The organism is Ideonella paludis (assembly GCF_018069865.1).
Taxonomy (GTDB): Bacteria; Pseudomonadota; Gammaproteobacteria; order Burkholderiales; family Burkholderiaceae_C; genus Ideonella; species Ideonella paludis.
Window position 1 is genome coordinate 104627 of the sequence record NZ_JAGQDG010000004.1, and the last position, 26004, is coordinate 130630.

Here is a 26004-nt window from a genome sequence, read left to right on the forward strand (position 1 = left end):
GCCACCCGAGGGTGGCCTTTGTTAGCGGGTTGCTGAGCTTATCAAGCCAAGGAGGCCAAGGCTTTGTTCAGCGTTTCGCTGGGGCGCATCACGGCCGTCACCTTGGCCAAATCGGCCAGGTAGTAGCCGCCAATGTCCGCCGGCTTGCCTTGCACAGCCGCCAGCTCGGCAATGATGGTGGCCTCGTTGTCTGCCAAGCTCTTGGCCAGGCCCGCAAACTGCTGCGCCAAGGCCGCGTCTTCGGTTTGCGCCGCCAACTCTTGGGCCCAGTACATGGCCAAGTAGAACTGGCTGCCACGGTTGTCCAACTGGCCGGTCTTGGGGCTGGGGCCCTTGTTGTTATCCAAGAGCTTGCCGGTGGCTGCATCCAGCGTCTTGGCCAGCAGCTTGGCGCGGGCGTTGCCAGTCTTGATGCCCAGATCCTCCAAGCTCACGGCCAGCGCCAAGAACTCACCGAGAGAATCCCAGCGCAGGTGGTTCTCCTCCACCAACTGCTGCACATGCTTGGGTGCAGAGCCGCCAGCGCCGGTTTCATACATGCCACCACCGGCCATCAGCGGCACGATGGACAACATCTTGGCCGAGGTGCCCAGCTCCATGATGGGGAACAGGTCGGTCAGATAGTCGCGCAAGATGTTGCCGGTGGCGCTGATGGTGTCCAGGCCGCGGATCACGCGCTCCAGGGTGTAACGCATCGCACGCACCTGGCTCATGATCTGGATGTCCAGACCGGCCGTGTTGTGCTCGTGCAGGTACATCTTGACCTTGGTGATCAGCTGCGCCTCGTGCGGGCGGTACTGGTCGAGCCAGAACACCACCGGCATGCCGGAATTGCGTGCACGCGTCACAGCCAGCTTGACCCAGTCGCGGATGGCGGCGTCCTTGCACTGGCACATGCGCCAGATGTCGCCCTCTTCCACGTTTTGGCTCATCAGCACTTCACCGGTGTTGATGTCGGTGATGTTGGCCACACCGTCTTCAGGGATCTCAAACGTCTTGTCGTGAGAGCCGTACTCTTCAGCCTGCTGAGCCATCAGGCCCACGTTGGGCACGGTGCCCATGGTGCGGGGGTCGAACGCGCCATGCCACTTGCAGAAGTTGATCATCTCCTGGTAGATGCGAGCAAAGGTCGACTCGGGCATCACGGCCTTGACATCCTTGAGTCGGCCGTTAGCGTCCCACATCTTGCCGCCGTTGCGGATCATCGCGGGCATGGAAGCGTCCACGATCACGTCGTTAGGCGAGTGGAAGTTGGTGATGCCCTTGGCCGAGTCCACCATGGCCAGCTCAGGCCGGTGCTCATGGCAGGCGTGCAGGTCGCGCTTGATCTCTTCTTGCTTGGACTGCGGCAGGGTGGCGATCTTGTTGTAGAGATCGACCATGCCGTTGTTGACGTTGATGCCCAGCTCCTTGAAGGTCGCTGCGTGCTTCTCAAACGCGTCCTTGTAGAAAATCTTGACGCAATGGCCGAACACGATGGGGTGCGAGACCTTCATCATCGTTGCCTTGACGTGCAGCGAGAACATCACGCCAGTCTTGCGTGCGTCCTCGATCTCCTTCTCGTAGAAGTCCAGCAAGGCCTTTTTGCTCATGAACATCGAGTCGATGACTTCGCGATCCAGCAGCGAGACCTTGGGCTTCAGCACAATGGTCTTGCCGCTCTTGGTGATCAGCTCCATCTTCACATCGCGCGCGCGGTCCAGCGTCATGGACTTTTCGCCGTGATAGAAGTCGCCATGGTGCATGTGCGAGACGTGCGAGCGAGACGCTTGGCTCCACTCCGCCATGCTGTGCGGGTTCTTGCGAGCGTATTCCTTGACGGCCTTGGGCGCGCGGCGGTCCGAGTTGCCTTCACGCAGCACAGGGTTCACGGCGCTGCCAATGCACTTGTTGTAGCGCGCGCGGATGTCTTTTTCCTTGTCGTCCTTGGGATTCTCAGGAAAGTCGGGAATCGCATAACCCTTGGCCTGCAATTCCTTGATGGCGGCCATCAGCTGCGACACCGACGCACTGATGTTGGGCAGCTTGATGATGTTGGCCTCGGCCTTGAGGGTCAGCTTGCCGAGCTCAGCCAGGTTGTCTGGCACACGTTGCTCTTCGGTCAAGTAATCAGGGAACTGGCCCAAGATGCGTGCGGCCACCGAGATGTCGCTCGTCTCCACGTTCACCCCTGCGGCACCTGCAAACGTCCGCACGATGGGCAAGAAGGCGTGGGTCGCCAGCAGCGGCGCCTCATCGGTCAGGGTGTAGATGATGGTGGGCTGCTTGTCGCTCATGACGATGCTCCGGCTTGTAGAAGTGAAGTGAAACAGGCCACGTGTCTCGGCGCGGCCAACTCAAGACGATGCCTGATTTTGCTTTCTTGCACCTGTCCGAATTTCATTTTTTGCCCCTCACATCTCACAATGCGAAAAGATCGGGGATTTGATGAAGAAAAAAGCCGCCAACCCGGTGGGGATGGCGGCTGATCTGGCGGAAGCTGAAGGCCGCTCAGCGGGCCACAGAATCCTTGACCTGCTGCAGCGCTGCGGGGTCTTCCATGGTGGTCAAGTCGCCGGGGTCGCGGCCTTCGCACACGGCCTGAATGGCACGGCGCAGCAGCTTGCCCGAGCGGGTCTTGGGCAGCACGGACACAAAGCGCACGCGAGCTGGGCGAGCCACCGCACCGAGTTGGTCGTCCACCACCCTCATGATGGCGCCTTCCAACTTCAGCGCAGCTTCCGGCGTGTCGGCTTGCGAAGGATCTTTCAGCACCGCAAAGGCCACGGCGACTTGGCCCTTGAGTTGGTCTGCCACGCCCACCACCGCCACTTCGGCGACATTCGGGTGACTGGAGATGCTTTCTTCAATCTCACGCGTGCCCAAGCGGTGACCCGCCACATTGATCACGTCGTCGGTCCGGCCCAGGATGTAGAAATAGCCGTCAGCGTCTTTCACCCCCCAGTCGAAGGTGCTGTACATCACTTTGCCCGGAATGCTGGACCAATAGGTCTTCACATAACGCGCATCATCACCCCACACCGTTTGCAAGCAGCCTGGGGGCAGCGGGCCTTCAACGGCAATCACGCCCTTCTGGTTCGGTTCGGTGATCTCGGCGCCGGTGTTCTCGTCAATGAGCTTGACGTCATAGCCATACACCGCCTTGCCGGGCGAACCGAACTTGGTCGGGGCCTTCTCGACGCCATTGCAAATGGCCATGATGGGCCAGCCGGTTTCGGTCTGCCAGTAGTTGTCGATGATGGGCTTGTTCAGCGCGCCGCCAATCCACGAGGCCGTCGGCTCATCCAGCGGCTCGCCCGCCAAGAAGAGCGCCTTCAAGGACGACAGGTCGTACTTGGTCAGATAAGCGGGGTCTTGCTTCTTGAGCACCCGGGCCGCCGTGGGCGCCGAGAACATCACCGAGACCTTGTACTTCTCAACGAGGCTCCACCAGATGCCCGCATCGGGGCGGATGGGCAGGCCTTCGTACATGATGGTGGCCATGCCGTTGATCAGCGGGCCGTAGATGATGTAGCTGTGGCCCACCACCCAGCCGATGTCGCTGGTGGAGAAGTAGGCCTCCCCCGGGTTGCCCATGTAGATGTGCTTCATGGACGCGGCCAATGCCACGGTGTAGCCCGCCGTGTCGCGCTGCACGCCCTTGGGCTTGCCGGTGGTGCCACTGGTGTAGAGGATGTAGCTGGGGTGGTCGCTGGCAACCCATTCGCACGGCACCACGGTGTCCATGACCTGCGCGCGCTCAGCGGCGTAGTCCACATCACGGCCCGCCACCGGGGCCAGGTCAGCCAGGCCGCGGTTGACCATCAAGACCTTGGCAGGCTTGTGGCTGGAGAGGCTGATGGCCTCGTCCAGCAGATGCTTGTAGGGCACCACTTTGCCACCGCGCATGCCGGCGTCGGCACTGATGATGACCTTGGGCTGCGCATCTTCAATGCGGCTGGCCAGCGAGTGGCTGGCAAAGCCGCCAAACACCACAGAGTGAATGGCCCCAATGCGCACACAGGCCAGCATTGCGAATGCGGCTTCGGCAATCATGGGCATGTAGATCAACACGCGGTCGCCTTTGGCCACGCCTTGCGCCTTCAAGATGGCGGCCATGCGCTGCACTTCAGCGTGCAGCTCACGGAAGGAATAGGCCTTTTCGGTGTTGGTCTCGGTCGAGACAAAGATCAGCGCGTTTTGGTCCGCACGGTCCTTCAGGTGCCGATCCACCGCGTTGTGGCACAGGTTGGTTTCGCCGCCCTTGAACCAAGTGGCAAACGGCGGCTTGCTGTAGTCGCACACTTGCTCATAAGGCTTGTGCCAATCGATGAGCGCAGCCTGCTCGGTCCAAAAGCCATCGCGGTCCTGAATGGAGCGGCGATGGAAGTCAGCGTAATTCGTCATGTTTTGTCTCCTGGAGCAGTGCGAAGGATGCGAGGGCCGCAACGACAGCCCTCATTGCACTGCGAATGCCTGACGCTGCACTGTCAAGGCAGCGCTCAAGCGTGCGCGGGATCAGCCCAACGCAGTGATCACCTCAGGCGGCGCCTGCACCAATTCGATCAGCACGCCCTCGCCCCCCACCGGGAACTCGTCGTTCCCCTTAGGGTGAATGAAGCAAATGTCAAAGCCTGCCGCACCTTTGCGGATACCGCCGGGCGCAAAGCGCACCCCATTGGCGCTCATCCACTCCACGGCCTTGGGCAGATCATCCACCCACAGGCCCACATGGTTCAGCGGCGTGGTGTGCACGGCCGGCTTCTTGTCCGGATCCAGCGGCTGCATCAAGTCCACCTCCACCGCGGTGGGGCCGCTGCCCAGTGCGCAGATGTCCTCGTCGACGTTTTCACGCTCAGAGACAAACGTGCTCTTGACGCTCAGGCCCAGCATGTCCACCCACAAACTCTTGAGCTTGTCTTTGCTGGGGCCACCAATGGCAATCTGTTGGATGCCAAGAATCTTAAAAGGTTTATTCATAGCGTAAAGGTTTCATCACTTCGGCACGGCCACCACCCCACCCGGTCGCTGGCGTGGAGCCGGCTTCGCCGGGCCACTGCCAGAGCCCCCTTGGGGGGTGGCGAACGCCAGTGAGCCTGGGGGCCTATTCAAAAGACAAGATGGCTTGATCGACGCTCAGGCTCTCGCCCTTGCTGGCCCGCACTTCTTTGACCACGCAGTCTTGCGTGGCCACCAAGATGTTCTCCATCTTCATGGCCTCGATGACTGCCAGTTTTTCCCCGGCCAAGACCTTTTGGCCCACGCTCACCGCCACGTCCACCAACAGGCCCGGCATGGGCGAGAGCAAGAACTTGGAGAGATCGGGCGGTGCTTTGTAAGGCATGAGCTTGAACAGCTCAGCCGCTCGCGGCAGCAGCACCAAGGCATCCAACTGTGTGCCGTTGTGCACCACGCGCAAGGCCAGCGGGTTCTTGCCGGCCACGCGCTCAACCTGCGCGCTGAAGGCCTTGCCATTGACCGTGCCGGTCATCAGCAACTCGCCCAGCTTGGTCTGGCTTTGAATGGCATAGGTCTTGCCGCCCACCTGCACGTCAGCCGCGCCACGGACGTTGTCGAACACCGGCACCTTGACCTCATGGTGCGTGTGCTGGCCTTCGGCGCCGAGTTGCACCACCACCAAGTCCGGGCCATCTTGCACCCCGTGGCCAGGCAACTGACCGCTGATGCGCGCTGCGCGCTCGCGCGCCTTGCGGCGCACAAAGGCGGCCAAGGCGACCAAGAACAGCGGGTCATCATGAGGCACGTCTTCGGCCTTGAAGCCCTGGGCATAGTGCTCGGCGATGAAGCCGGTGTTGAAGGCCCCCGTCACGAACTTGGGGTGAGCCAGCAGTGCGGCTTGGAAGGGGATGTTGCTGCTGATGCCGCGGATCACAAAGCCATTGAGGGCCTCTCGCATCTTGGCAATCGCATCGTTGCGGTCCTTGCCATGCACGATGAGCTTGGCAATCATCGAGTCATAGAACATCGGGATCTCGCCGCCTTCATAGACGCCGGTGTCCACGCGCACACCACCAAACTTGCCATCGGCATAGGCCGCGCCTTGCAGGGTCTGGACCGACTGCTCCAACTGCTGTGCAGGCGGCTGGTAGCGCACCAAGCGCCCCGTCGAGGGCAGGAAGTTGCGGAAGGGATCTTCCGCGTTGATGCGGCACTCGATGGCCCAGCCTTCACGCTTCAGGTCCGCCTGGGTGAAGCCCAGCTTCTCACCGGCAGCAACGCGGATCATTTGCTCCACCAGGTCCAGCCCGGTGATGCACTCCGTGACCGGGTGCTCCACCTGCAGGCGGGTGTTCATCTCCAAGAAGTAGAAGTCTTGGTCTTTGCCGACCACAAACTCCACCGTCCCGGCAGACTGATACTTCACGGCCTTGGCCAAGGCCACGGCCTGCTCGCCCATAGCCTTGCGGGTCGCCTCGGAGATGAAGGGCGACGGTGCCTCTTCGATCACCTTTTGGTGGCGGCGCTGAATAGAGCACTCGCGCTCATGCAGATAGACCACATTGCCGTGGCTGTCGCCCAGCACCTGGATCTCAATGTGACGCGGCTCCAGCACGTACTTTTCAATGAAGACGCGGTCGTCGCCAAAGCTGTTGCGGGCTTCGTTGCGGCAAGATGAGAAGCCTTCAAAGGCTTCTTTGTCGTTAAAGGCCACGCGCAGGCCCTTGCCACCACCACCAGCCGAGGCCTTGATCATCACCGGGTAGCCAATGCCCTTGGCAATCTCGACCGCCTGTTCGGGGGTGTCGATGGCATCGTTGTAGCCCGGAATGGTGTTGACCTTGGCCTCATTGGCCAGCTTCTTGGACGCAATCTTGTCGCCCATGGCCGCAATGCTGTAGTGCTTGGGGCCAATGAAGGCAATGCCTTCTTCTTCACAGCGCTTGGCAAAGCCTTCGTTCTCCGACAAAAAGCCGTAGCCCGGATGCACCGCTTCAGCGCCGGTCGCCTTGCAGGCGGCAATGATTTTGTCGGCCACTAGGTACGACTCGCGTGAGGGCGCCGGGCCCAACAACACAGCCTCATCGGCCAGGGCCACATGGCGCGCGTCCTTGTCTGCCTCGGAATACACCGCCACCGTGGCAATGCCCATCTTCTTGGCGGTCTTGATGACGCGGCAGGCGATTTCTCCGCGATTGGCAATCAGAATTTTCTTGAACATCTCGGTCTCCTAAATGGGAGTGACTTTCAGTGTGATTCGGTCGTGGTGCTTGCTGCTTGTTTGCGCAAAGCCACTGGATAGCTTGCTGGCGTTCACATGGGCTTGCGCACGCCGTGGCTGCGGCGCGCCTGCCTCCGCTCATGTCCCCCGCCGACCTGCGGTCGGCTCCTCCTTAACTTCGCTGCGCCAGGCTCACCACATCCACGGCTGAACCTGAGTGTGGTCTCGGCCCCGGTCACAAAGGGCCGTACCCTTGGTGTTTCCTGGCCAGCGCACCCACGCACCGAACCGGCATCGGGCCGGGTGGGTGCTTTGCGGAGGTAAAGGAGGAGCGCGAAGCGCGGGGGACACGAAGCAAAGTGCCCACCCGGCCCGATGCCGCGCACGCTCCCCGCGACCATTCCCGTACGGTCCGATCCAGCGAATGCGGCAAACCTTCCACGGCCCGCGCCCAGGCCCGAGGTAGTACCCCACAGGCCCGATCCAGCGAACGTGAAAGACATGGCACGCATGACGAAAATTACAGAGGGATGTTCCCGTGCTTGCGCCACGGGTTGTCCAGCTTCTTGTCCTTGAGCATCAGCAGCGAGCGGCAGATGCGCTTGCGGGTTTCATGGGGCTGGATCACATCGTCAATGAAGCCGCGTGCGCCCGCCACAAAGGGGTTGGCAAACCGTGCCTTGTATTCGGCTTCCTTGGCGGCGAGCTTCTCCGGGTCGCCCTTGTCTTCGCGGAAGATGATCTCCACCGCGCCCTTGGCGCCCATCACCGCAATTTCCGCGTTAGGCCAGGCGAAGTTGACGTCGCCGCGCAAGTGCTTGGAGGCCATCACGTCATAAGCGCCGCCATAAGCCTTGCGGGTGATCACCGTGACCTTGGGCACCGTGCACTCGGCATAGGCGTAAAGCAACTTGGCGCCGTGCTTGATGATGCCGCCGTATTCTTGGCTGGTGCCGGGCATGAAGCCGGGCACATCGACGAAGGTGATGACGGGGATGTTGAAGGCATCGCAGAAACGCACAAAGCGAGCCGCCTTGATGCTGCTCTTGATGTCCAAGCAGCCGGCCAGCACCAGCGGGTTGTTGGCCACGATGCCCACGGTTTGGCCTTCCATGCGGGCCATGCCGATCACGATGTTGGCGGCGTAGTCCGGCTGCAACTCGAAGAAGTCGCCGTCGTCCACCACCTTCAAGATCAACTCTTTGATGTCGTAAGGCTTGTTCGCGTTGTCGGGCACCAGGGTGTCCAGCGAATAGTCCAGGCGCGAGGCCGCGTCGCCGCTGGGGCGCACCGGCGGCTTCTCGCGGTTGTTCAAGGGCAAGTAATTGAAGAAGCGGCGCAGCATCAGCAGCGCCTCGACATCGTTCTCAAACGCCAGGTCGGCCACACCGCTCTTGCTGGTGTGAGTGGACGCACCACCCAGCTCTTCGGCCGTCACGTCCTCATGCGTCACCGTCTTGACCACTTCTGGCCCGGTCACGAACATGTACGAGCTGTCCTTGACCATGAAGATGAAGTCGGTCATGGACGGGCTGTAGACCGCACCACCGGCGCAGGGGCCCATGATCATGCTGATCTGCGGGATCACGCCCGAGGCCATCACATTGCGCTGGAAGACCTCGGCATAGCCGCCCAGAGACGCCACACCTTCTTGAATGCGGGCTCCACCCGAGTCATTCAGGCCGATCACCGGCGCACCGACCTTCATGGCCTGGTCCATCACCTTGCAAATCTTCTCGGCGTGCGACTCGGACAGCGCGCCGCCGAACACCGTGAAGTCTTGGCTGAAGGCAAAAGCCAAGCGGCCATTGATCATGCCGTAGCCGGTCACCACGCCGTCGCCAGGGATCTTGGTGTCGGCCATGCCGAAGTCCACGCAGCGGTGCTCGACGAACATGTCCCACTCTTCGAAAGTGCCCTCGTCAAAAAGCAACTCCAGGCGTTCACGTGCCGTGAGCTTGCCCTTTTTGTGTTGCGCGGCGATGCGCTTCTCGCCACCACCCAAGCGGGCTTTGGCGCGCTTTTCTTCGAGCATCTGCTGGATATCGTGCATAAGGGCTCCTCAAGAGTCGTCGATTTAACGAATTAACCATCAACATCAATGAAACAGGTCCAGCAGCCGTCTGGCGGCCACGGACGCGGCCACCACGCCGTTGCGCACATCGTCGGCCACAGGGCCTATCTGTTCGCGCACGGCGGGGTGGGCTTTGAATCGAGCTTTGAGACCGGCATCAATACGCTCCCACATCCAGGCTTCATCCTGGCTGCGGCGGCGTGCGGCCATACGGCCGCTGCTGGACTGCAGGTCACGGAACTGAGACACCGTGGCCCAGAAGGCATCAACGCCTTGGTTCTTCAGGGCACTCATCTGGATCACCGTCGGGTGCCACACACTTTGGTCGTGGTGAAGATGATCTGGATGACCATGCATCCCAAACAGTCGCAGCGCCGAGCTGATTTGCGCCCGCGCCCGGGTGGCCGCGTTCTCGTCCAGATCGGCCTTGTTGATCACCACCAGGTCGGCCAGTTCCATCACGCCTTTCTTGATGGCCTGCAGGTCGTCGCCGGCATTGGGCAGTTGCAGCAAGCAGAACATATCGGTCATGCCTTGCACCGCTGTTTCGCTCTGGCCCACGCCCACCGTCTCGACGATCACCACGTCGTAGCCTGCGGCCTCGCAGACCAGCATGGCCTCGCGGGTGCGCTCGGCCACTCCGCCCAAGGTGCCGCTGCTGGGGCTGGGGCGGATGTAGGCCTGCGGGTGCACGGAGAGCTGCTCCATGCGGGTCTTGTCGCCCAAGATGGAGCCGCCCGACACGCTGGAGGACGGGTCCACCGCCAGCACAGCCACGCGGTGACCCAGACTGATCAGGTGCAGGCCCAAGGCCTCAATAAAGGTGCTCTTGCCCACGCCAGGCACGCCGCTGATGCCCAGGCGAAAGCTGTCGCCCGTGGCGGGCAGCAGCGCATTGAGCAAGGCGTCCGCGTGCAGACGATGGTCGGCGCGCGTGGATTCCAGCAAGGTGATGGTCTTGGCCATCGCACGCCGCTGACGGGCGGGCTCGCCGCCGATGATGTCTTGCAGCAGCGCCATCTCTGACTCACGCAACTCGCGGCCGTCTTGCCGAGCCTGAGCCTCCGCCTGCCTCAGCAATGCCTCATGAACCTGCGCGGGGCTGAGGTGCTTCACAGGCCTGCCCCGTCAGCGCGACCGCGCGCCGAGCGCAGGTAATACAAGTCCCACTCGCCTTCGGCCTGCAGCACAAAGCCATGGCGCAGGTAGAAGCGGTTGGCGTCTGAGTGCTTGAGCGCCGTCACGCTGACTGCTTTGCGCTGGGCATCCGCTTCGCGCAGCACCTGGGCCAACACGCCCGAGCCAATGCCTTGGCCTTGCGCACTGGGGTGGATGTAGAGGTGGTCCAGCAGCCAGTCGTTCTCGCGGGGCACCACCACCACAAAGCCGACCAACTCTCCTTTGAGCAAGATGTGGCGGGTGTAGGCCGGCAAGTAGCCGCGCGACAAGCGCTCGCGCGCCCGTTGCGGGTCGAAGCGGCCCACGCGCTCCAGGCTTTCGCGCATGGCCGCCATGCGCAGCGCCAGCAGGGCTTCAAAGTCGCCCTCACCGGCCGGCGCCAGGCTCAAGCCTTCAATGCTGCGCTCGTGGTAGACCATGGCGGCGGCCCGCAATCAGGCGGCGGATTGCGCCAAGCGGATTTGCTCCAGCACATCCTTGGCGCTGGCCGGGATGGGCGTGCCCGGGCCGTAAATGCCCTTGACGCCCGCCTCGTAGAGTTGCTCGTAGTCTTGGCGCGGAATCACGCCGCCCACAAACACGATGATGTCGTCGGCGCCCTGCTTTTTCAGCTCGGCAATGATGGCGGGCACCAGGGTTTTGTGGCCTGCGGCCAGGGTCGAGATGCCCACCGCATGGACGTCGTTCTCGATCGCTTGGCGGGCGCATTCCTCGGGGGTCTGGAACAAGGGGCCCATGTCCACATCAAAGCCCAGGTCGGCAAAGGCGGTGGCCACCACTTTGGCGCCCCGGTCATGACCGTCTTGGCCCAGCTTGGCAATCATCACCCGTGGGCGGCGGCCTGCTTGTTCAGCAAAGGCGCTGATTTCTTCCTTCAGCTTGTCCCAGCCTTCGGCAGAGTCATAGGCAGCAGCGTACACACCGGTCACCTTCTGAATGTCGGCACGGTGGCGACCATACACCTTCTCCAGCGCATCGCTGACCTCCCCCACCGTGGCGCGCAAGCGGATGGCCTTGATGGACAGGTCGAGCAGATTGCCTTGGCCACTTTGCGCGGCAGCCGTCAGCGCGTCGAGCGCGGCCTGCACAGCAGCACTGTCGCGGCTGGCCTTGATGGCTTTGAGGCGCAGGATCTGGCCATCGCGCACGGCCACGTTGTCGATGTCGCGGGCTTCGATCAAGTCCTCGCTCTTGAGCTTGTACTTGTTGACGCCGACGATCACGTCTTTGCCAGAGTCGATGCGGGCTTGCTTCTCGGCCGCGCTGGCCTCGATCTTGAGCTTGGCCCAGCCGCTGTCCACCGCCTTGGTCATGCCGCCCATGGCTTCGACTTCTTCGATGATGGCCCAGGCCTTGTCGGCCATTTCTTGGGTCAGCGACTCCATCATGTAGGAGCCGGCCCACGGGTCCACCACATTGGTGATGTGAGTCTCTTCTTGGATGATGAGCTGGGTGTTGCGGGCGATGCGTGCCGAGAACTCTGTGGGCAGCGCGATGGCTTCGTCAAAGGAGTTGGTGTGCAGGGACTGGGTGCCACCAAACACCGCGGCCATAGCCTCCACGGTGGTGCGCACCACGTTGTTGTACGGGTCTTGCTCGGTCAGGCTCCAGCCCGAGGTCTGGCAGTGCGTGCGCAGCATCAGGCTCTTGGGGTTCTTGGCGCCCACGCCCTTCATGATCCGGCACCACAAGAGGCGCGCGGCGCGCATCTTGGCGATCTCCAGATAGAAGTTCATGCCGATGGCCCAGAAGAAGGAGAGCCGCCCGGCGAAGTCGTCCACATCCATGCCTTTGGCCATGGCGGTCTTCACATACTCTTTGCCGTCGGCCAGGGTAAAGGCCAACTCCAGCGCCTGGTTGGCACCGGCTTCTTGCATGTGATAGCCCGAGATCGAGATCGAGTTGAACTTGGGCATGTTCTGGCTCGTGTACTCGATGATGTCGCCGATGATCTTCATCGACGGCTCTGGCGGGTAGATGTAGGTGTTGCGCACCATGAACTCTTTCAGAATGTCGTTCTGAATCGTTCCGGAGAGCTTGTCCTGCGACACGCCCTGCTCTTCGGCGGCCACCACATAGCCGGCAAGCACCGGCAAGACCGCGCCGTTCATGGTCATCGAGACCGAGACCTTGTCCAGCGGGATCTCGTTGAACAAGACCTTCATGTCCTCGACCGAGTCAATCGCCACACCGGCTTTGCCCACGTCGCCCGTCACCCGCGGGTGGTCCGAGTCGTAGCCGCGGTGGGTGGCCAAGTCGAAGGCCACCGACACGCCTTGGCCGCCGGCCGCCAAGGCCTTGCGATAGAAAGCGTTGGACTCTTCGGCGGTGGAGAAGCCCGCGTATTGGCGAATGGTCCAGGGCCGCACCGCATACATGGTGGCTTGCGGGCCGCGGATGAAGGGCTCCAGACCGGGCAGCGTGTTGGTGTAGGGCAGGTCGGCCGTGTCTGCGGCGGTGTAGAGCGGCTTGACGCTGATGCCCTCGGGCGTTTGCCAGTTCAGGGCGGAGATGTCGCCGCCGGGCGCCGACTTGGCGGCGGCCTTGGCCCATTGTTCAAGGCTGGCGGGATTGAATTCGCTGGAGGTGGACATGAGGACTCCTGGTCGCCCGCTGCAGGGGCTCTGGATGGGCGATCTTGGGGGCAGGCTTTCTAGCGCTTGCCGTCAATGATACATGATGCATAATTATGAATTCAAACTTGACAGCGATCTGACACCCCTACGCCGTGCCTGCCGACGCCGACACCACCCTCGCCCCCCGCGCCCTCTACCAACAGGTGGCGGAGCGGCTGCGCGAGCAAATCTTTGCCCGCACGCTGGAGCCCGGCAGTTGGATCGACGAGCAAAAGCTCTGCGGGGAATATGGCATCAGCCGCACCCCGCTGCGCGAGGCCTTGAAAGTGCTGGCGGTCGAGGGCTTGGTCACCATGAAGGTGCGGCGCGGCGCCTATGTGACGGAGATGTCCAGCGTGGATGTCCAACAGGTCTACCGCCTGCTGGGGCTCTTGGAAAGCGACGCCGCCGCCGAGGTGGCCAGCACCGCCAGCCCCGAGGGCTTGGCCGAGCTGCAGGGCCTGCATGCCCAACTGGAGGCCAGCGCCACCCAACGGGATGAGTTTTTCCGCGTCAACGAGCAATTCCACCGCCGCCTGCTGGACCTGGCTGGCAACCGCTGGCGCCAGCAGATCGTGGACGATCTGCGCAAGGTCATGAAGCTCAACCGGCATCACTCGCTCTTCAAGCAAGGCCGACTGGCCGAAAGCCTGGCCGAGCACCGCGCGCTGATGGCCGCCTTGGCCGCTCGCGACGCCGAAGCGGCCGGCCGCCTGATGCAAGCCCATTTTCAAAACGGCCTGGCCGCTGCGGCCTGAAGCCACAAGGCCGAAACCCATCTTCCGCCCATCGACCCGATGGTGCCGCTCATCGCCAGCGCCGTAGCGAAGGGCATCAAACCCTAGAAAATGGCGCACTTAAAGGGTGTTTTTGCGCCCATACCGCGATGAGAAAGGGTTTCAGCCAGAAAATCCGGCCGTGAACGCTGCATTGACCTGCACCAGGAATGCGCCGATCTGCTTTCACCTCCTTCATCAACCCAGCGAGATCTGCCTGTGGCACAGCCCTCCCCTTCCAAGGGTTTCACCCTGATCGAATTGATGACCACCATTGCGGTGATGGCCATCTTGACGACGATCGCGCTCGCAGACTTTGTTAACCCATTGGTGGACATGCGGCAGAACTCTCTGGCGGCTGAGTTTTCAGACACCGTGTCTCTGGCCCGTAGTGAGGCCCAGCGCCGCCGGCAGGTGGTGGTGTTGTGCCCGCGCAGCGTGTCGGGCGGCTGCCAGGCCGGTGCCGCCAACTGGAACGCCGGCTGGGTGATGTTCCAAGACACCGACAACGACCGCACGGTCGACGGCGACGAAGCGGTGATCCAAGTCCGCTCCAACCTCGACAACCGCACCACCCTCGTTGCCACGGTAGACCTCCCAGGCACGCCCATCGCCATGGACCCGCAGGGCGCCACCATCGGCCTGAAGGACGATGCGCTGACCTTTAGATTCAGTGATGAAAAAGTGAGCAACAAGCGCTACGTCGTGCTGGGGCGCGCCGGGCGCGCACGCACCTTGGCCCAGGCCGACTGCACCAGCGCCAAAGGATGTACACCATGAAACCCCCGCTGCACCCCAAAAGGCGCCAGGCCGGCTTGGCTTTGTTTGAAGTGTTGGCCGCCATGATGGTGCTGTCCATGAGCTTTCTGGGCACAGCCCTGTTGTTGGCCAAGACTGCCAAGGAAGAGCGCTCCGCCTTATTCATGGGACGAGCTGCCAGCCTAGCCTCTGACATGGCAGAGCGCATCCGCTCCAGCCCAGCCGCCATGGACAGCTATGTGCTGGCGCAAACCTATGCAGCCGGCTCAGCAGAAGTCGCAACACCCGCTTGTGGTGGCCTCTTTACAGCTCCGGGCCGTGCGCCCACGCCCTTGAATGCCTGCACCACCGCGGCCGGTGCAGCGAGCTACGACTTGGCGAGTTGGCAAGTGCAAGTTCAGACCAACCTTCCCGGCGGTGTCGGCAGCATCACGCGTGGAGATAACGGCAATGTGCGCTTAATCGTGGTGGGATGGAACGAACCTGTGCTTGACCGCGACAAAGAAGGCAAAGTGATCGACACCCGAGCGGACTGCCCCGTTGCTTTTGCCGCACCCCCGCAAGTACGCTGCTACGTGATGGAGGTTCGCCCTTGAAGTCCTTCTTCACTCTCTCAGTGCCGCGGAATGCTCGACCACAGCGCGGCCTGACGCTGATTGAGCTGATGGTGGCCATGCTCTTGGGCTTGCTGCTCGCAGGTGCTGCCCTTTCAACCTTCTTGGCCTCGACCCAATTGGCGCGCTCCATGCGCGGCGCCGCCACCGTCAGCGACGGCGGGCAGAGCTTCACCAGCTATATCGCCCAGCAGATTCGCGCCGCGGGCCATGTGGACCTGATGGAAAAAGATGGCCAGTGGAGCGTGTTGGCGTCCTCAGACGGCCAGTTGGGCGCGCCCAGCGCCGGTGACGGAAGCCTTCTTTCTCTGGACTCCTCAGCGACCTACCCCGGTCTCTTTTCCATCAAAGGCTGCAGCGGCACCTTTAAGAACGAAGCCAAGCTGCTGGACTTCACCTGCGACGCCGACAACACCAAGTCCTCTTTAAGCGTCGCCTACCAAGTCCTCTCCAGCCCCGAGGGTTGGGTGGCCCCCAGCCTGACAGACACTTTCAGTGACAGTCGCGGCTTCCAAACCGACTGCGGTGGCAACCCCACGCGCAAAGACAACGCCGCCGCCAGCCCTGCAGGCGACGTGGTGATCAACCGCTATTACTTGGACGCCGACAATCGGCGCTTGATGTGCCGCGGCAACGGAGACCCCACCAAGCCAGTTCAGGTGGCCGCCGACATTGAGCAATTTCAAGTCTTGTATGCCGCTTCTCAGGCCACCGACAACGCTTCCAGTGCGGTGTCGCAGTTCGTGCCAGCCAGCACCATCGAGGCGATGATCAACGGCTGGGCCTCTGTGGTCGCTGTTCAGGTTTGCGTGCTGTCCGTCGGCGAGCCCGGCAGCTTGGCCGCAGGCAGCACCAGCGCCAACGTCTTCAATGTGGACTGCGCAGGCAATCCCGCCAGTGTGAGCGACGGCCGCATTCGCCGTGCGCACCGCACCACCATCAATTTGCGCAGTAGCACTCGCAGTGCCACCGTCATGCCATGAGCTTCAGGCCCGCCCCCTCTCATCCGGCCCTCCGTTTCAAGCGTCGAGGCCAACAAGGCGTTGCCCTTTGGACCGTGGTGGTGCTTGCACTGCTCTTGGGCTTGCTGGCACTCTCCCAAACCAATAGCGTGGTCGGCCAGTTCCGGACCTCCAGAAACGAGCGTGATTTGGCCCTGGCGCGCCAAGCCGCTGAGGCCGCATTGCGAGACGCCGAAGCGGACGTCACCTGCCAAGTTTGGGATAAGGGCCAATTGAAGCAAACCACAGACGCAGAAGAGCCGCTGGTCAACGCCTATTGCTTGTCGCTGGCCCCCACCTGCTCGGCCATGATGCCCACCCAAGACGAACCAGGTATGCGCCTGCTGGGCAGAACTCCTACTGAGAAGCCGGCCGACATCAAATGGGATGAAGCCACTTGCACCACAGGCGCTTGTGCCGTGCCCTTGGGCACCAAAACTCGGGCTACCCCCGTCCCTGGCGTGGAAGCCCAGCCGCGCTATCACATTGACGTGCTGGACGCGCAGTTAGCGGCCACCAACGAACCCTCTCCCCTGTTTCGTATCACCGCACGTGGCTATGGGGCAACCCGCGCCACGGTTGTGGATCTTCAAGAGGTATACCGACCATGCAAGTAAGCCGTCGCCTCATGGCTTTGCCACTGACCCAACTCGTCCGCAAAGCGGCCGTGGCTGCCATCGCCTTGATGGGCGTCAGCACGATCATGTGGAGCTTTGCGCAGAGCCAAGCGTTACCGGCGCAGACAGCCAGCACGGTGGACATGCGGGGCCAGGTGATCGGCCCAGCCACCTCACCCACGCTGAACAGCACCTACAGCATCACCCGTCTGGATGATGTGAAGTGGATTACCTACCTTCAATCTCGCATCGGGTCTCCCTTTGAAGCAACGGGTGAAACGAGCTTTGAGAATCCCTTGGGTACTGGAGACTTCAAGTGGATTCAGGGCAAGTTGGTGGTACCTCCCAACATGAGCTTTGAGTGGTTTGTGAAGGGAAGCGGCTGGACCACCACAGAGCCGACGACAGGTACGCCGGTGACCCGTGTGAAATGGAAGATGGGGCCGATGGTCAGAGTGGACTTTGGCGTCGTCAATACCACCGTGGACTTCACTGGAACCGGCGATGGTTTTCGCATCATTCCGTTCGGCAAGAACCTCTATGTACTGAACCACCACACCAACAGTCAGTATTTCAACTGCCGCGTGGCCGCCACCGGAGCAGCTTGCCCCAACTTCCCGTCCAATGGCACTGGTCTTGGCTTGGCACGTTTTGCGGGGCAGGCCGCCAGCACGGCCGACAGAACCTACTACATGGTTCACAACCCGATGGAGGCCATCAATTACGAAACAGGGGAACTGTTTGTCGCCGGGCAGCGTGGCAACGCGTTGGATGTCGTGTGCGTCAACTTGAACAGTTTGGTCTCCTGCGGTTCCCTGAATTTGGGCACCTACACCACAGGCAATTGGGGTGGCAACCACGCCCCTCTGGAGCAAATTGGCGACAAGTATTTTGTGCTGGCGGCCAATGGTGACTTGCATTGCGTGAACATCAAGACCAAGGTGAGCTGCGGCAAAACCAAATACGACATCAGCGGGACCACCTACCCCAACATTGGCGCCTTCACCGTCTCCTCCAAATTTGGCAATAAAGGCGATGATCTGAAGAAGGTGTTCTTCGCCATTGCAGGCAAGGTGTTCTGCCATGATGCAGAACGTGGCGGCACCTGTGCGGGCTGGAGCGCGGCGGGCAACCCCAGCCAATTTGGTGGCGTGATGCCGATTCTGAACAACGACGCAGACGGCACACCCAAGGGTGTCTGTGACGGCTTCGGCACCAATTGCTACACCATTGCCGGTGCGAGCTTTCAGACCAGTGCCGAAGCCCAAACCTACTTCATGAACAACTCCTTTGCCCCCAGAACCTACTGGAACGGTGGCAGCTATGGGGTTCGCAATTCCTACCATTACTCGTGGAATGCCGGTGCGGTCATTGGGACTCGCCTCATCACCGGCCAAAGCAACGGCTATGGCGTGAGCTGTTTTGATTTCGCCAAGAATGCCGTTTGCCCGGGTTACCCAAAGCGCACAGACGTACAAGCCAAGGGTTACACCACCAATATGGACCCCACGCGCGCCAACTGCGTGCTTCACCTGGGCGATGCTGCGCGGGCTTTGCTGTTTGACGTTGATACCGGCGGGGCTTGCAAAGACGGCAGCGAAGCTGAAAAACCCAAGACCATGGATGTCGACCCATCCAAGTACTACCGCTGTGATGCCACTCAGGCGACAGTAGTGGCCTGGGATAAGGTGCGCATCTCGCCTTCGCTGAAGTGGAACGTGCCCGGCGGCCTGAAGTCCGTCAAGGTCACACTGCAAGATGCCAATGGGGCGCAACTGCCTCCGCTCTACAACCCCGTGCGCTATATGGAGCCGGGCACCTACGATCTGAGAATTGGCCTCTCCGAAAAGGGCGAGGTCGATGCCAACACCGTCCCGTATGCGCAGTACCCGCGCTTGAGGGTCATCGTGCAGATGACCGGCAACGGTGGCCTGAGCACGACCCAAGAGATGGGCATGGACGTCACGTGGAAGGGCGATCCGATTCAGCTTTGCTACGAAACCAAAACGCCCGAAAACCCAAGCTGCCCCATCAGTGGCGAGACCAAGGTGGACCTGGCTAGGTTCGAACTCCCCGACAACATCTACGACGACACCATCTACGCATCCATGGCCTTCATGCCTGGCTTGCCCAATTCAGGTTACGCGGCCGTCAGCGCGGTGACGTCTCCGCGGTCCATCTTGAGCGACACGATTGCAGGCCCGGATGGACGCACGCGCATTCTCCAAGGTCGCTTTGACATGTCGAGTTTCACGGGTGACCTCTGGTCCTACAACTTGGACGGATCAGGCAATGTTGATGCCAGCACCAAGCAGACGGCATTGAGTAAGCTCACCACCAGTTTGAGCCGCCCGGTCTTCTCAGCCAAACCGACAATCAGCGGGCTCGAAGGCACCATGACACCCTACAAGTTGAGCCTCGCCGCAGCCAGTCCCGCACAACAAACGGCGCTCAATACCGACCGCACGGGTGTGCTGGACAACCGAGGCAATGACCGCGTCAACTACCACTTTGGCACTGACGGGCCTTTCCGCGCCCGGGTGAAGCAGCTAGGTCCTGTCGTCAACTCTGGCCCTGTTGTGCTGAACCGCAACACCATGCCGTCTTTGCCTGAGAACCTTTTCAAGGACTACACCAAGTACCGCGCGAGCACCATCGGCAAGAATCTGCCGCCCGTGGCTCTCTGGGGCGGCAATGACGGAGCGTTGCATGCGTTCAGCTTTGACAAGAGCGGCACACTTGCAGAGTCTTGGACTTTTGTCCCTGATGTGATGCTGAAGCTGACCAACCGGATGACAGACAGCACTTTGGCGGAGATGAACCTCAGCCCTTACTCTGTCGATGCCATACCCATGATTGGTCACGCAGACCTCAATGGAAAGGGAACCGACGGATGGGCAGCCGTCGGCGTCATCACCTACGGGCAAGGCGCGCGTGCCATCACTGCGCTGGACATTTCCGGTACTGATCCCACCAAGGGCAAAGGCGTCATCTTCGAATACACCAATGCGACATTGGGTGACCCGACGCGTTCTGAAGGTGTCAATGACCTGGCAGACTTGGGCCGCATCGTCAGCCAGCCTGCGTTTGACGAGACCTTGGGGTCACATCAGATCGTCCGAGTCAAGGACGGTAGTGAACAGCGCTGGGCCGTACTGGTGGGCAATGGTGTAGATAGCGCGGACGGCATTGCTGGATCACCCAGTGGCACGGGGCGCCCTGTTCTTTACGCCTTCTACCTCGACACACCGGCCAGTGGCACTGCGACACGCTGGCGTCGTATCGATGTCCCGGCCGTCTTCAAGGACGGGGCCAAGGAACCAGGCTTGGCGTTCAACAACGGTCTCTCAACACCGCGCCCAGTCGACACCGACGGCGACGGCAATGTGGATGTGGCTTACGCGGGAGACATTCAAGGCAATTTGTGGAGATTTGATCTCTCTAACCTCGCTGAAGCCGGTACGCCAGAGAGTGGCAAGGTGACGCGTTTGTTCCGAACAATTGGCAACCAACCGATCTACACGGTGCCAACTGCAGTTCGCAATACCGTGCAAGGTGCCTGTGCGGCGGACAAGGCCCGTCAGTGCTGGCAAGTCACTTTCGGTACAGGTCACTATTTCAGCCCCATCCAAGCCCTCGCAGATGGCAAGCCCACCCAGTACCTATATGGTCTGGTGGACAAGGGGGACCTGAAGCAGGTTTTGGAGGGAGAACTTCTGCTGAGTACCTTCGAAACCACCAAAGCCGAGGAAGGAAAGATTCAATTCCGTACCGTCAGCGCTCAAAAAATTGACTACGCTTCAGGCACGTATAAGGGCTGGTACCTGGCGCTTGGCGAGACTGAGCAGTTGGTAGGGGCCACCAAACTGCAACCGACCGGCTTAGTGATGTACCCCGTGGTTCAGCCGGGCAAAACGGACACCTCGGCAGCGGCCTGTAAAAGGGCTCAGTCTTGGTTGTTTGAGCTCAACCCCACCACGGGTGCGCCGGCAGGCTACACCTTTGACGTCAATGGCGACGGAAAGATCGATTCGAATGACCTGGTAGATGGCAGCAAGACCCCTGCGGCCATGGCCATCAGCGGCAACCAGTTTGGCCCACCGGCCATCTTGTTGGACAGTTCTACGGGCAAGAACAGCATGTCCTTAGTCTTCCCCAGTGCCGGACAAGACGTCAGTGCGCCAAACTCGTTCGGGTCGGAGGGCCCCAAAAAGGGTCAACCGAACAATGCCACGCACGCCAACCCCAAACAGCTAGGCCGTATGTCCTGGCGGGAAGTCTATTGATATGCACAGCCGCACCCTTTCTCCAGGTGCCCAGAGGCCACGAGGCTTCACGCTCATCGAGCTGATGATCGTTGTTGCCATTGTGGGCATCTTGGCCACCTTTGCCTTCCCGTCCTTCAACAACTACTTGGTGAAGAGCCGGCGGGCGGAAGCGAAGGCCATGATGCAGCAGGTGGCACTCTGGATGGAACGCAATCAGGTCGCGACCTACCGGTACGACAAAGACTTGGCCGGTGCCGCCATTGATAACGCCAAGCTGGTCAGCATGGGCTTCAGCAAAACCCCCACCAGTGGCAGCACGACACACTACGAAATCCAGTTTGCAGCCATCAGCCAGAGTGCCTATGTGTTATCAGCGACACCCAAAGGCAGCCAAGCCACCGACGATGCGGCTTGTGGCACCTTGGCGCTGAACAGCGCGGGTTTGCGCGGCCAACTCGAAGGCACCAGCGTCAAGGCCACCGACGCCACAGAAGAGTGCTGGCGGCGCTGAGGCCTTAGCTCAGCGAGGGGCCAGCGCCCCGTGCTTTCCCTTAAGGCGCCTGGTAGGCGCCTTTTTTGTCGCTGCGGCGACAAGCCTGTCGAGCGCCGGCATGCTAAAACCGCAGCCCTATGGACCTTCAATTCACCCCCGAAGAGCTCGCCTTCCGCCAAGAAGTTCGCGAGTGGGTCGCGGCCCACCTGCCGCCCGACATCAGCCGCAAAGTCCACAGTGGCTTGCGCCTCAGCCGCGACGACATGCAATCCTGGGCCCGCATCTTGGGGCGCAAGGGCTGGCTGGGCTATGCGTGGCCCAAGGCCTTTGGTGGACCTGGCTGGAATGCCGTTCAAAAGCACCTCTTTGAAGAAGAATGTGCATTAGCAGGCGCACCGCGCATAGTGCCCTTTGGGCCGGTGATGGTGGCCCCCGTGATCATGAGCTTTGGCAGCCCCGAGCAGCAGGCCCGCTTTCTGCCCGGCATTGCGTCGGGTGATGTGTGGTGGAGCCAGGGCTATAGCGAGCCGGGCTCAGGCTCTGACCTGGCGTCCGTCAAGACCCGCGCCGAGCGGGTGGGTGACCACTACATCGTCAACGGCCAAAAGACCTGGACCACGCTGGGCCAGTATGGTGACTGGATTTTTTGCCTGGTGCGCACCAGCAATGAAGGCAAGCCGCAAACCGGCATTTCCTTTTTGCTGATCGACATGAAGAGCCCCGGCGTCACGGTGCGCCCCATCATCATGCTCGACGGTGAGCATGAGGTGAATGAAGTCTTTTTCGACAATGTGCGCGTGCCCGCCGATAACCTCATTGGTGAGGAAAACAAAGGCTGGACCTATGCCAAGCACCTGCTGGCCCACGAGCGCACCAATATCGCCGATGTGAACCGCGCCAAGCGAGAGCTGGAGCGGCTCAAGCGCATTGCCCGAGCCGAAGGGGTTTGGGACGATGTGCGCTTCCGCGACCAGATCGCGCTGCTGGAGGTCGACATCGTGGCCCTGGAGATGATGGTGCTGCGCGTGCTGAGTGCCGAGCGCAGCGGCAAGCAAAGCCTGGATGTGGCCGGTTTGCTCAAGATCCGCGGCAGCGAGATCCAACAGCGCTATGCCGAGCTGATGATGCAAGCCGCCGGGCCGTATGCCCTGCCCTTCATCCAAGAAGCCATGGACGCCGGCTGGCAGGGCGATGCCGCGCTGGGCGGCCTGTGGCCCGGTGCAGCCCACCACTGCGCGCCCTTGGCCAGCACTTATTTCAACCTGCGCAAGACCACCATTTACGGCGGTAGCAACGAAGTCCAACGCAACATCGTCTCGCAGACGGTGCTGGGTTAAGAGGCTGCGGAGAGAGTCATGGACTTTGATTTCACCGACGATCAACTGGCCTTGCGCGACGCCGTGGCGCGCTGGGTCGACAAGGGTTTTGGCTTTGAGCGCCGTCACCATCTGGCCAAGGCCGGTGGCGCCACTCGTGCCGTGTGGCAAGAGCTGGCCGACTTGGGGCTCACCGGCTTGGCTGTGCCCAGCGAGCACGGCGGCATGGGCTTTGGCGCCGTGGAGGCCATGGTGGTGATGGAAGAGCTGGGCACCGGCCTGGTCAACGCCCCCTTTGCCGCCGGCGCGCTGGTGGCACCGGCCTTGCTGCAAGCGGCCCCGGCCGAGGTGCAGGCCGAGTGGTTGCCCCGCATCGCCGAGCGCTCAGCCCTGGTGGTGCTGGCGCATCAAGAGCGCGCTGCGCGCTATCGCCTCCACCATGTCAGCACGCAGGCGCAACGCTCGGGCGATCAATGGCTGCTGACGGGCAGCAAGAGTGTGGTGCCAGCCGGTGACGAGGCCGACGCCTTCATCGTGCCTGCGCGCCTCTCGGGCGCCGTAGACGCCACTGACGGCATCGGCCTGTTCTTGGTGCGGCCCGGCACCGCCGGCTGCAGCGTGCGCGGCCATGCCACCCAAGACGGCGCGCGTGCTGCGGAGCTGCTACTTCAAGCCTGCGCCGCCACCCTGGTGTGCGAGCAAGGCTTTGAAGTGCTGGAGGAAGCGGTGGACATCGGCATTGCCGCTTTGTGCGCCGAAGGCGTGGGCCTGATGGGCAAGCTCACCGCCATCACGGTCGATTACATGAACACGCGCAAGCAGTTCGGCACCACGCTGGCCAGCTTCCAAGCCCTGCGCCACCGCATTGCCGACGTGAAGATGCAACTCGAGTTGGCCCGCTCCATGAGCTATTACGCCAGCTTGAAGCTGGGTGAGCCCGCACCCGCACGGCGCCGCGCCTTGAGCCAAGCCAAGGTGCAGTTGGGGCAGTCCGCCCGCTTTGTCGGCCAGCAATGCATCCAGTTGCATGGCGGCATTGGCGTGACCGATGAGTACATCGCCAGCCATTACTTCAAGCGCCTGACCATGCTGGAGATGCAGTTTGGCGACACCTTGCACCACCTGGGCGAGGTTTCCACCCGCATGCAAGACACGGCCGGGGTGTTTGGCTAGTGAGCATCACCCGCGTCGCTGGCCTCAAGCTGGGGCATTTCACCCATGCTGAGCGGCCGACGGGCTGCACCGTGGTCTTGTGTGAAGCCGGTGCGGTGGCCGGGGTTGATGTGCGCGGCGCAGCCCCCGGCACACGCGAGTGTGACCTGCTCGCGCCCAGCAACAGCGTGCAGCAGGTGCACGCCATCCTTTTGAGTGGCGGCAGCGCCTTCGGCTTGGATGCTGCCAGCGGCGTAATGCGCTGGCTGGACGAGCGTGGACATGGCCTGGCCGTGGGTGCAGCCCGCGTGCCCATCGTGCCGGCTGCCGTGCTGTTTGACCTCTGGGTGGGCGACGGCCGCATCCGCCCCGATGCTGCGGCGGGCTATGCCGCCTGCGAGGCCGCCAGCAGCGCTGAGCCCCAGCAAGGCAGTGTCGGCGCAGGCTGCGGCGCCACCGTCGGCAAGCTCTTTGGCCCCGAGTGGGCCATGAAGGGCGGCATCGGCACCGCCTCACTCACGGTGCAAGGTGTCACCGTGGGGGCGGTGGTGGCGGTCAATGCCGTGGGCGATGTCCGCGACCCGGCCACGGGGCGCTTGTTGGCCGGCGCGCGCTCGCCCCAATGCGGGCTGCGCGACACCCTGGCTGCACTGCAGGCCGGCGCGCTGCCCAAGGCGCTGCTGGCCGGGGCCAACACCACCATCGGTGTGGTGGCCACCGACGCGGTGATGAGCAAGGTCCAGATGCAACGCATCGCCACCATGGCCCACGATGGATTGGCGCGCACGCTGCAACCGGTTCACACGGGCTTCGATGGCGACGTGCTGTTCTCGCTGGCCACGGGCGCTGCGGGCAAAACGCTGGAGCCGACCGTGCTGGGCAGCTTGGCTGCCGAGGTCACCGCACAGGCTGTACTCAACGCCATTCGGGCCGCCACCGGTTTGCCGGGCCTTCCCGCGCATCAAGATTTCCCCTGAGCAGCTACAGTCTGGCTCATGAAACTCAGCCAGATTCTGTTTAGCCAAGGTTTTGGAACGCGCCGAGTCTGCTTCGGCATGATTGATGCAGGCTTGGTGCGCCATGACGGCCGCGTCTTGGACGACCCGCATGAGGACCTGGACACCAACGGCCTGGTGTTGACGGTGGAGGGCAAGCCCTGGCCCTTCCATGCCAAGGCCTTGATCCTGCTGCACAAGCCGGCGGGCTTTGAATGCTCGCAAAAGCCCAAGCATCACCCCAGCGTGATGACTTTGCTGCCTCCGCCCTTGCGCAACCGCGGCGTGCAGCCCATTGGCCGCCTGGATGAAGACACCACCGGCCTGCTGCTGCTGACTGAAGACGGCACCTTGATCCACAAGCTCACCTCGCCCAAGCACCATGTGCCCAAAGTCTATGAAGTGGGCTGCAAGCACCCGATCAGCGACGAGCAAGTCGAGCGCCTGCTGGCCGGTGTGGTGCTGGATGACGACCCGCAGCCCGTCAAAGCCGCCGCCTGCGAGCGGGTCAGCGAGCTGCATCTGAGCCTGACCCTGACGGAGGGCAAGTACCATCAAGTCAAGCGTATGGTGGCCGCTGTCAGCAACCGGGTGGAGACACTCCACCGCAGCAGTTTTGGGCACTTGGTGCTGCCACCCGACTTGCCCGCCGGGCAATGGCGCTGGGTGGACGGCTGGCCCAAGTAAGCCACGAGGCTGCGGTCAAAGCCGGCATCACGCCTCCCTCTGGAGCCCTCGGTGAACGCCCCCTCCTCCGCACCCGACAAGGCCCCGCCTGGCGCCTGGCGGGCCCCCACGGACTCGGGCATTGCCGAGGACATCGCCTTTGAGCGACTGCAAGCCTTGCATACAGGGGCCGTCGCGCCGGTGATCGCCGGCTTGTTCTTCGCGGTGGTGGTGGCCCATGTGGTGGAGCCTTACTTTGGCGCGCAGCTCGCCTGGGGCTGGTGCCTGAGCAAGATGGCGATTGGCTTGGTGCGTTTGCT

General features: G+C 62.0%; 19 protein-coding genes. 11 read left to right on the plus strand and 8 right to left on the minus strand.

The window, feature by feature from the left end; genetic code table 11:
• Window positions 1–41 precede the first annotated feature (41 nt).
• The 8 genes from KAK11_RS10895 to scpA all read right to left on the minus strand — a co-directional run bounded on the left by KAK11_RS10895 (window position 42) and on the right by scpA (window position 13006).
• Complete coding sequence (locus KAK11_RS10895; RefSeq protein WP_210809144.1) at window positions 42–2276, minus strand: NADP-dependent isocitrate dehydrogenase; 2235 nt, start codon at window positions 2274–2276, stop codon at window positions 42–44.
• 214 nt (window positions 2277–2490) lie between these two features.
• The gene (locus tag KAK11_RS10900) at window positions 2491–4386 is read right to left on the minus strand and encodes a propionate--CoA ligase (protein WP_210809145.1); all 1896 of its coding nucleotides are present in this window, start codon (window positions 4384–4386) and stop codon (window positions 2491–2493) included.
• Between the two features lie 111 nt (window positions 4387–4497).
• Window positions 4498–4959: a VOC family protein gene (locus KAK11_RS10905; protein ID WP_210809147.1), complete on the minus strand. Its 462-nt coding sequence runs from the start codon at window positions 4957–4959 to the stop codon at window positions 4498–4500.
• Between the two features lie 124 nt (window positions 4960–5083).
• Window positions 5084–7159, minus strand: a complete 2076-nt coding sequence (locus tag KAK11_RS10910; protein WP_210809149.1) for an acetyl-CoA carboxylase biotin carboxylase subunit — start codon at window positions 7157–7159, stop codon at window positions 5084–5086.
• A gap of 520 nt (window positions 7160–7679) precedes the next feature.
• On the minus strand, window positions 7680–9212 hold the full coding sequence (locus tag KAK11_RS10915; RefSeq protein ID WP_210809151.1) for an acyl-CoA carboxylase subunit beta: 1533 nt from the start codon (window positions 9210–9212) through the stop codon (window positions 7680–7682).
• A gap of 45 nt (window positions 9213–9257) precedes the next feature.
• On the minus strand, window positions 9258–10253 hold the full coding sequence (gene meaB / locus KAK11_RS10920) for a methylmalonyl Co-A mutase-associated GTPase MeaB (protein WP_210809611.1): 996 nt from the start codon (window positions 10251–10253) through the stop codon (window positions 9258–9260).
• A gap of 92 nt (window positions 10254–10345) precedes the next feature.
• Window positions 10346–10831: a GNAT family N-acetyltransferase gene (locus KAK11_RS10925; protein ID WP_210809152.1), complete on the minus strand. Its 486-nt coding sequence runs from the start codon at window positions 10829–10831 to the stop codon at window positions 10346–10348.
• Between the two features lie 15 nt (window positions 10832–10846).
• Entirely contained in the window at window positions 10847–13006 is a 2160-nt protein-coding gene (scpA, locus tag KAK11_RS10930; RefSeq protein ID WP_210809154.1) for a methylmalonyl-CoA mutase, read from the minus strand.
• Between the two features lie 134 nt (window positions 13007–13140).
• Between scpA and KAK11_RS10935 the strand changes: the two genes are divergently transcribed.
• From KAK11_RS10935 to KAK11_RS10985, 11 genes are all read left to right on the plus strand, one after another.
• Window positions 13141–13785 carry a GntR family transcriptional regulator gene (locus tag KAK11_RS10935; protein ID WP_210809156.1) on the plus strand — a complete coding sequence of 215 codons (645 nt, stop codon included), beginning with the start codon at window positions 13141–13143 and terminating at the stop codon, window positions 13783–13785.
• Window positions 13786–14022: 237 nt separating this feature from the next.
• Entirely contained in the window at window positions 14023–14583 is a 561-nt protein-coding gene (locus KAK11_RS10940; protein WP_310737787.1) for a GspH/FimT family pseudopilin, read from the plus strand.
• Window positions 14580–15158 (plus strand): type IV pilus modification protein PilV, encoded by a 579-nt coding sequence (pilV, locus tag KAK11_RS10945; protein ID WP_210809158.1) that lies wholly within the window; start codon window positions 14580–14582, stop codon window positions 15156–15158. Before KAK11_RS10940 ends, pilV begins: the two co-directional genes overlap by 4 nt.
• Window positions 15155–16159 (plus strand): PilW family protein, encoded by a 1005-nt coding sequence (locus KAK11_RS10950; protein WP_210809159.1) that lies wholly within the window; start codon window positions 15155–15157, stop codon window positions 16157–16159. Before pilV ends, KAK11_RS10950 begins: the two co-directional genes overlap by 4 nt.
• A gap of 80 nt (window positions 16160–16239) precedes the next feature.
• The gene (locus KAK11_RS10955; protein ID WP_210809161.1) at window positions 16240–16794 is read left to right on the plus strand and encodes a pilus assembly protein; all 555 of its coding nucleotides are present in this window, start codon (window positions 16240–16242) and stop codon (window positions 16792–16794) included.
• Between the two features lie 11 nt (window positions 16795–16805).
• The gene (locus KAK11_RS10960; protein ID WP_210809163.1) at window positions 16806–21080 is read left to right on the plus strand and encodes a pilus assembly protein; all 4275 of its coding nucleotides are present in this window, start codon (window positions 16806–16808) and stop codon (window positions 21078–21080) included.
• A 1-nt stretch (window position 21081) separates the two neighbouring features.
• Window positions 21082–21573, plus strand: coding sequence for a type IV pilin protein (locus tag KAK11_RS10965; RefSeq protein WP_210809165.1), 492 nt, complete (start codon window positions 21082–21084; stop codon window positions 21571–21573).
• 119 nt (window positions 21574–21692) lie between these two features.
• Window positions 21693–22892: an acyl-CoA dehydrogenase family protein gene (locus KAK11_RS10970; RefSeq protein WP_210809167.1), complete on the plus strand. Its 1200-nt coding sequence runs from the start codon at window positions 21693–21695 to the stop codon at window positions 22890–22892.
• Between the two features lie 18 nt (window positions 22893–22910).
• Complete coding sequence (locus KAK11_RS10975) at window positions 22911–24044, plus strand: acyl-CoA dehydrogenase family protein (protein ID WP_210809168.1); 1134 nt, start codon at window positions 22911–22913, stop codon at window positions 24042–24044.
• Window positions 24044–25000, plus strand: coding sequence for a P1 family peptidase (locus tag KAK11_RS10980; RefSeq protein ID WP_210809170.1), 957 nt, complete (start codon window positions 24044–24046; stop codon window positions 24998–25000). The genes KAK11_RS10975 and KAK11_RS10980 overlap by 1 nt, the downstream gene beginning before the upstream one ends.
• An 18-nt stretch (window positions 25001–25018) precedes the next feature.
• Window positions 25019–25705, plus strand: a complete 687-nt coding sequence (locus KAK11_RS10985; protein ID WP_210809172.1) for a pseudouridine synthase — start codon at window positions 25019–25021, stop codon at window positions 25703–25705.
• Window positions 25706–26004 lie beyond the last annotated feature (299 nt).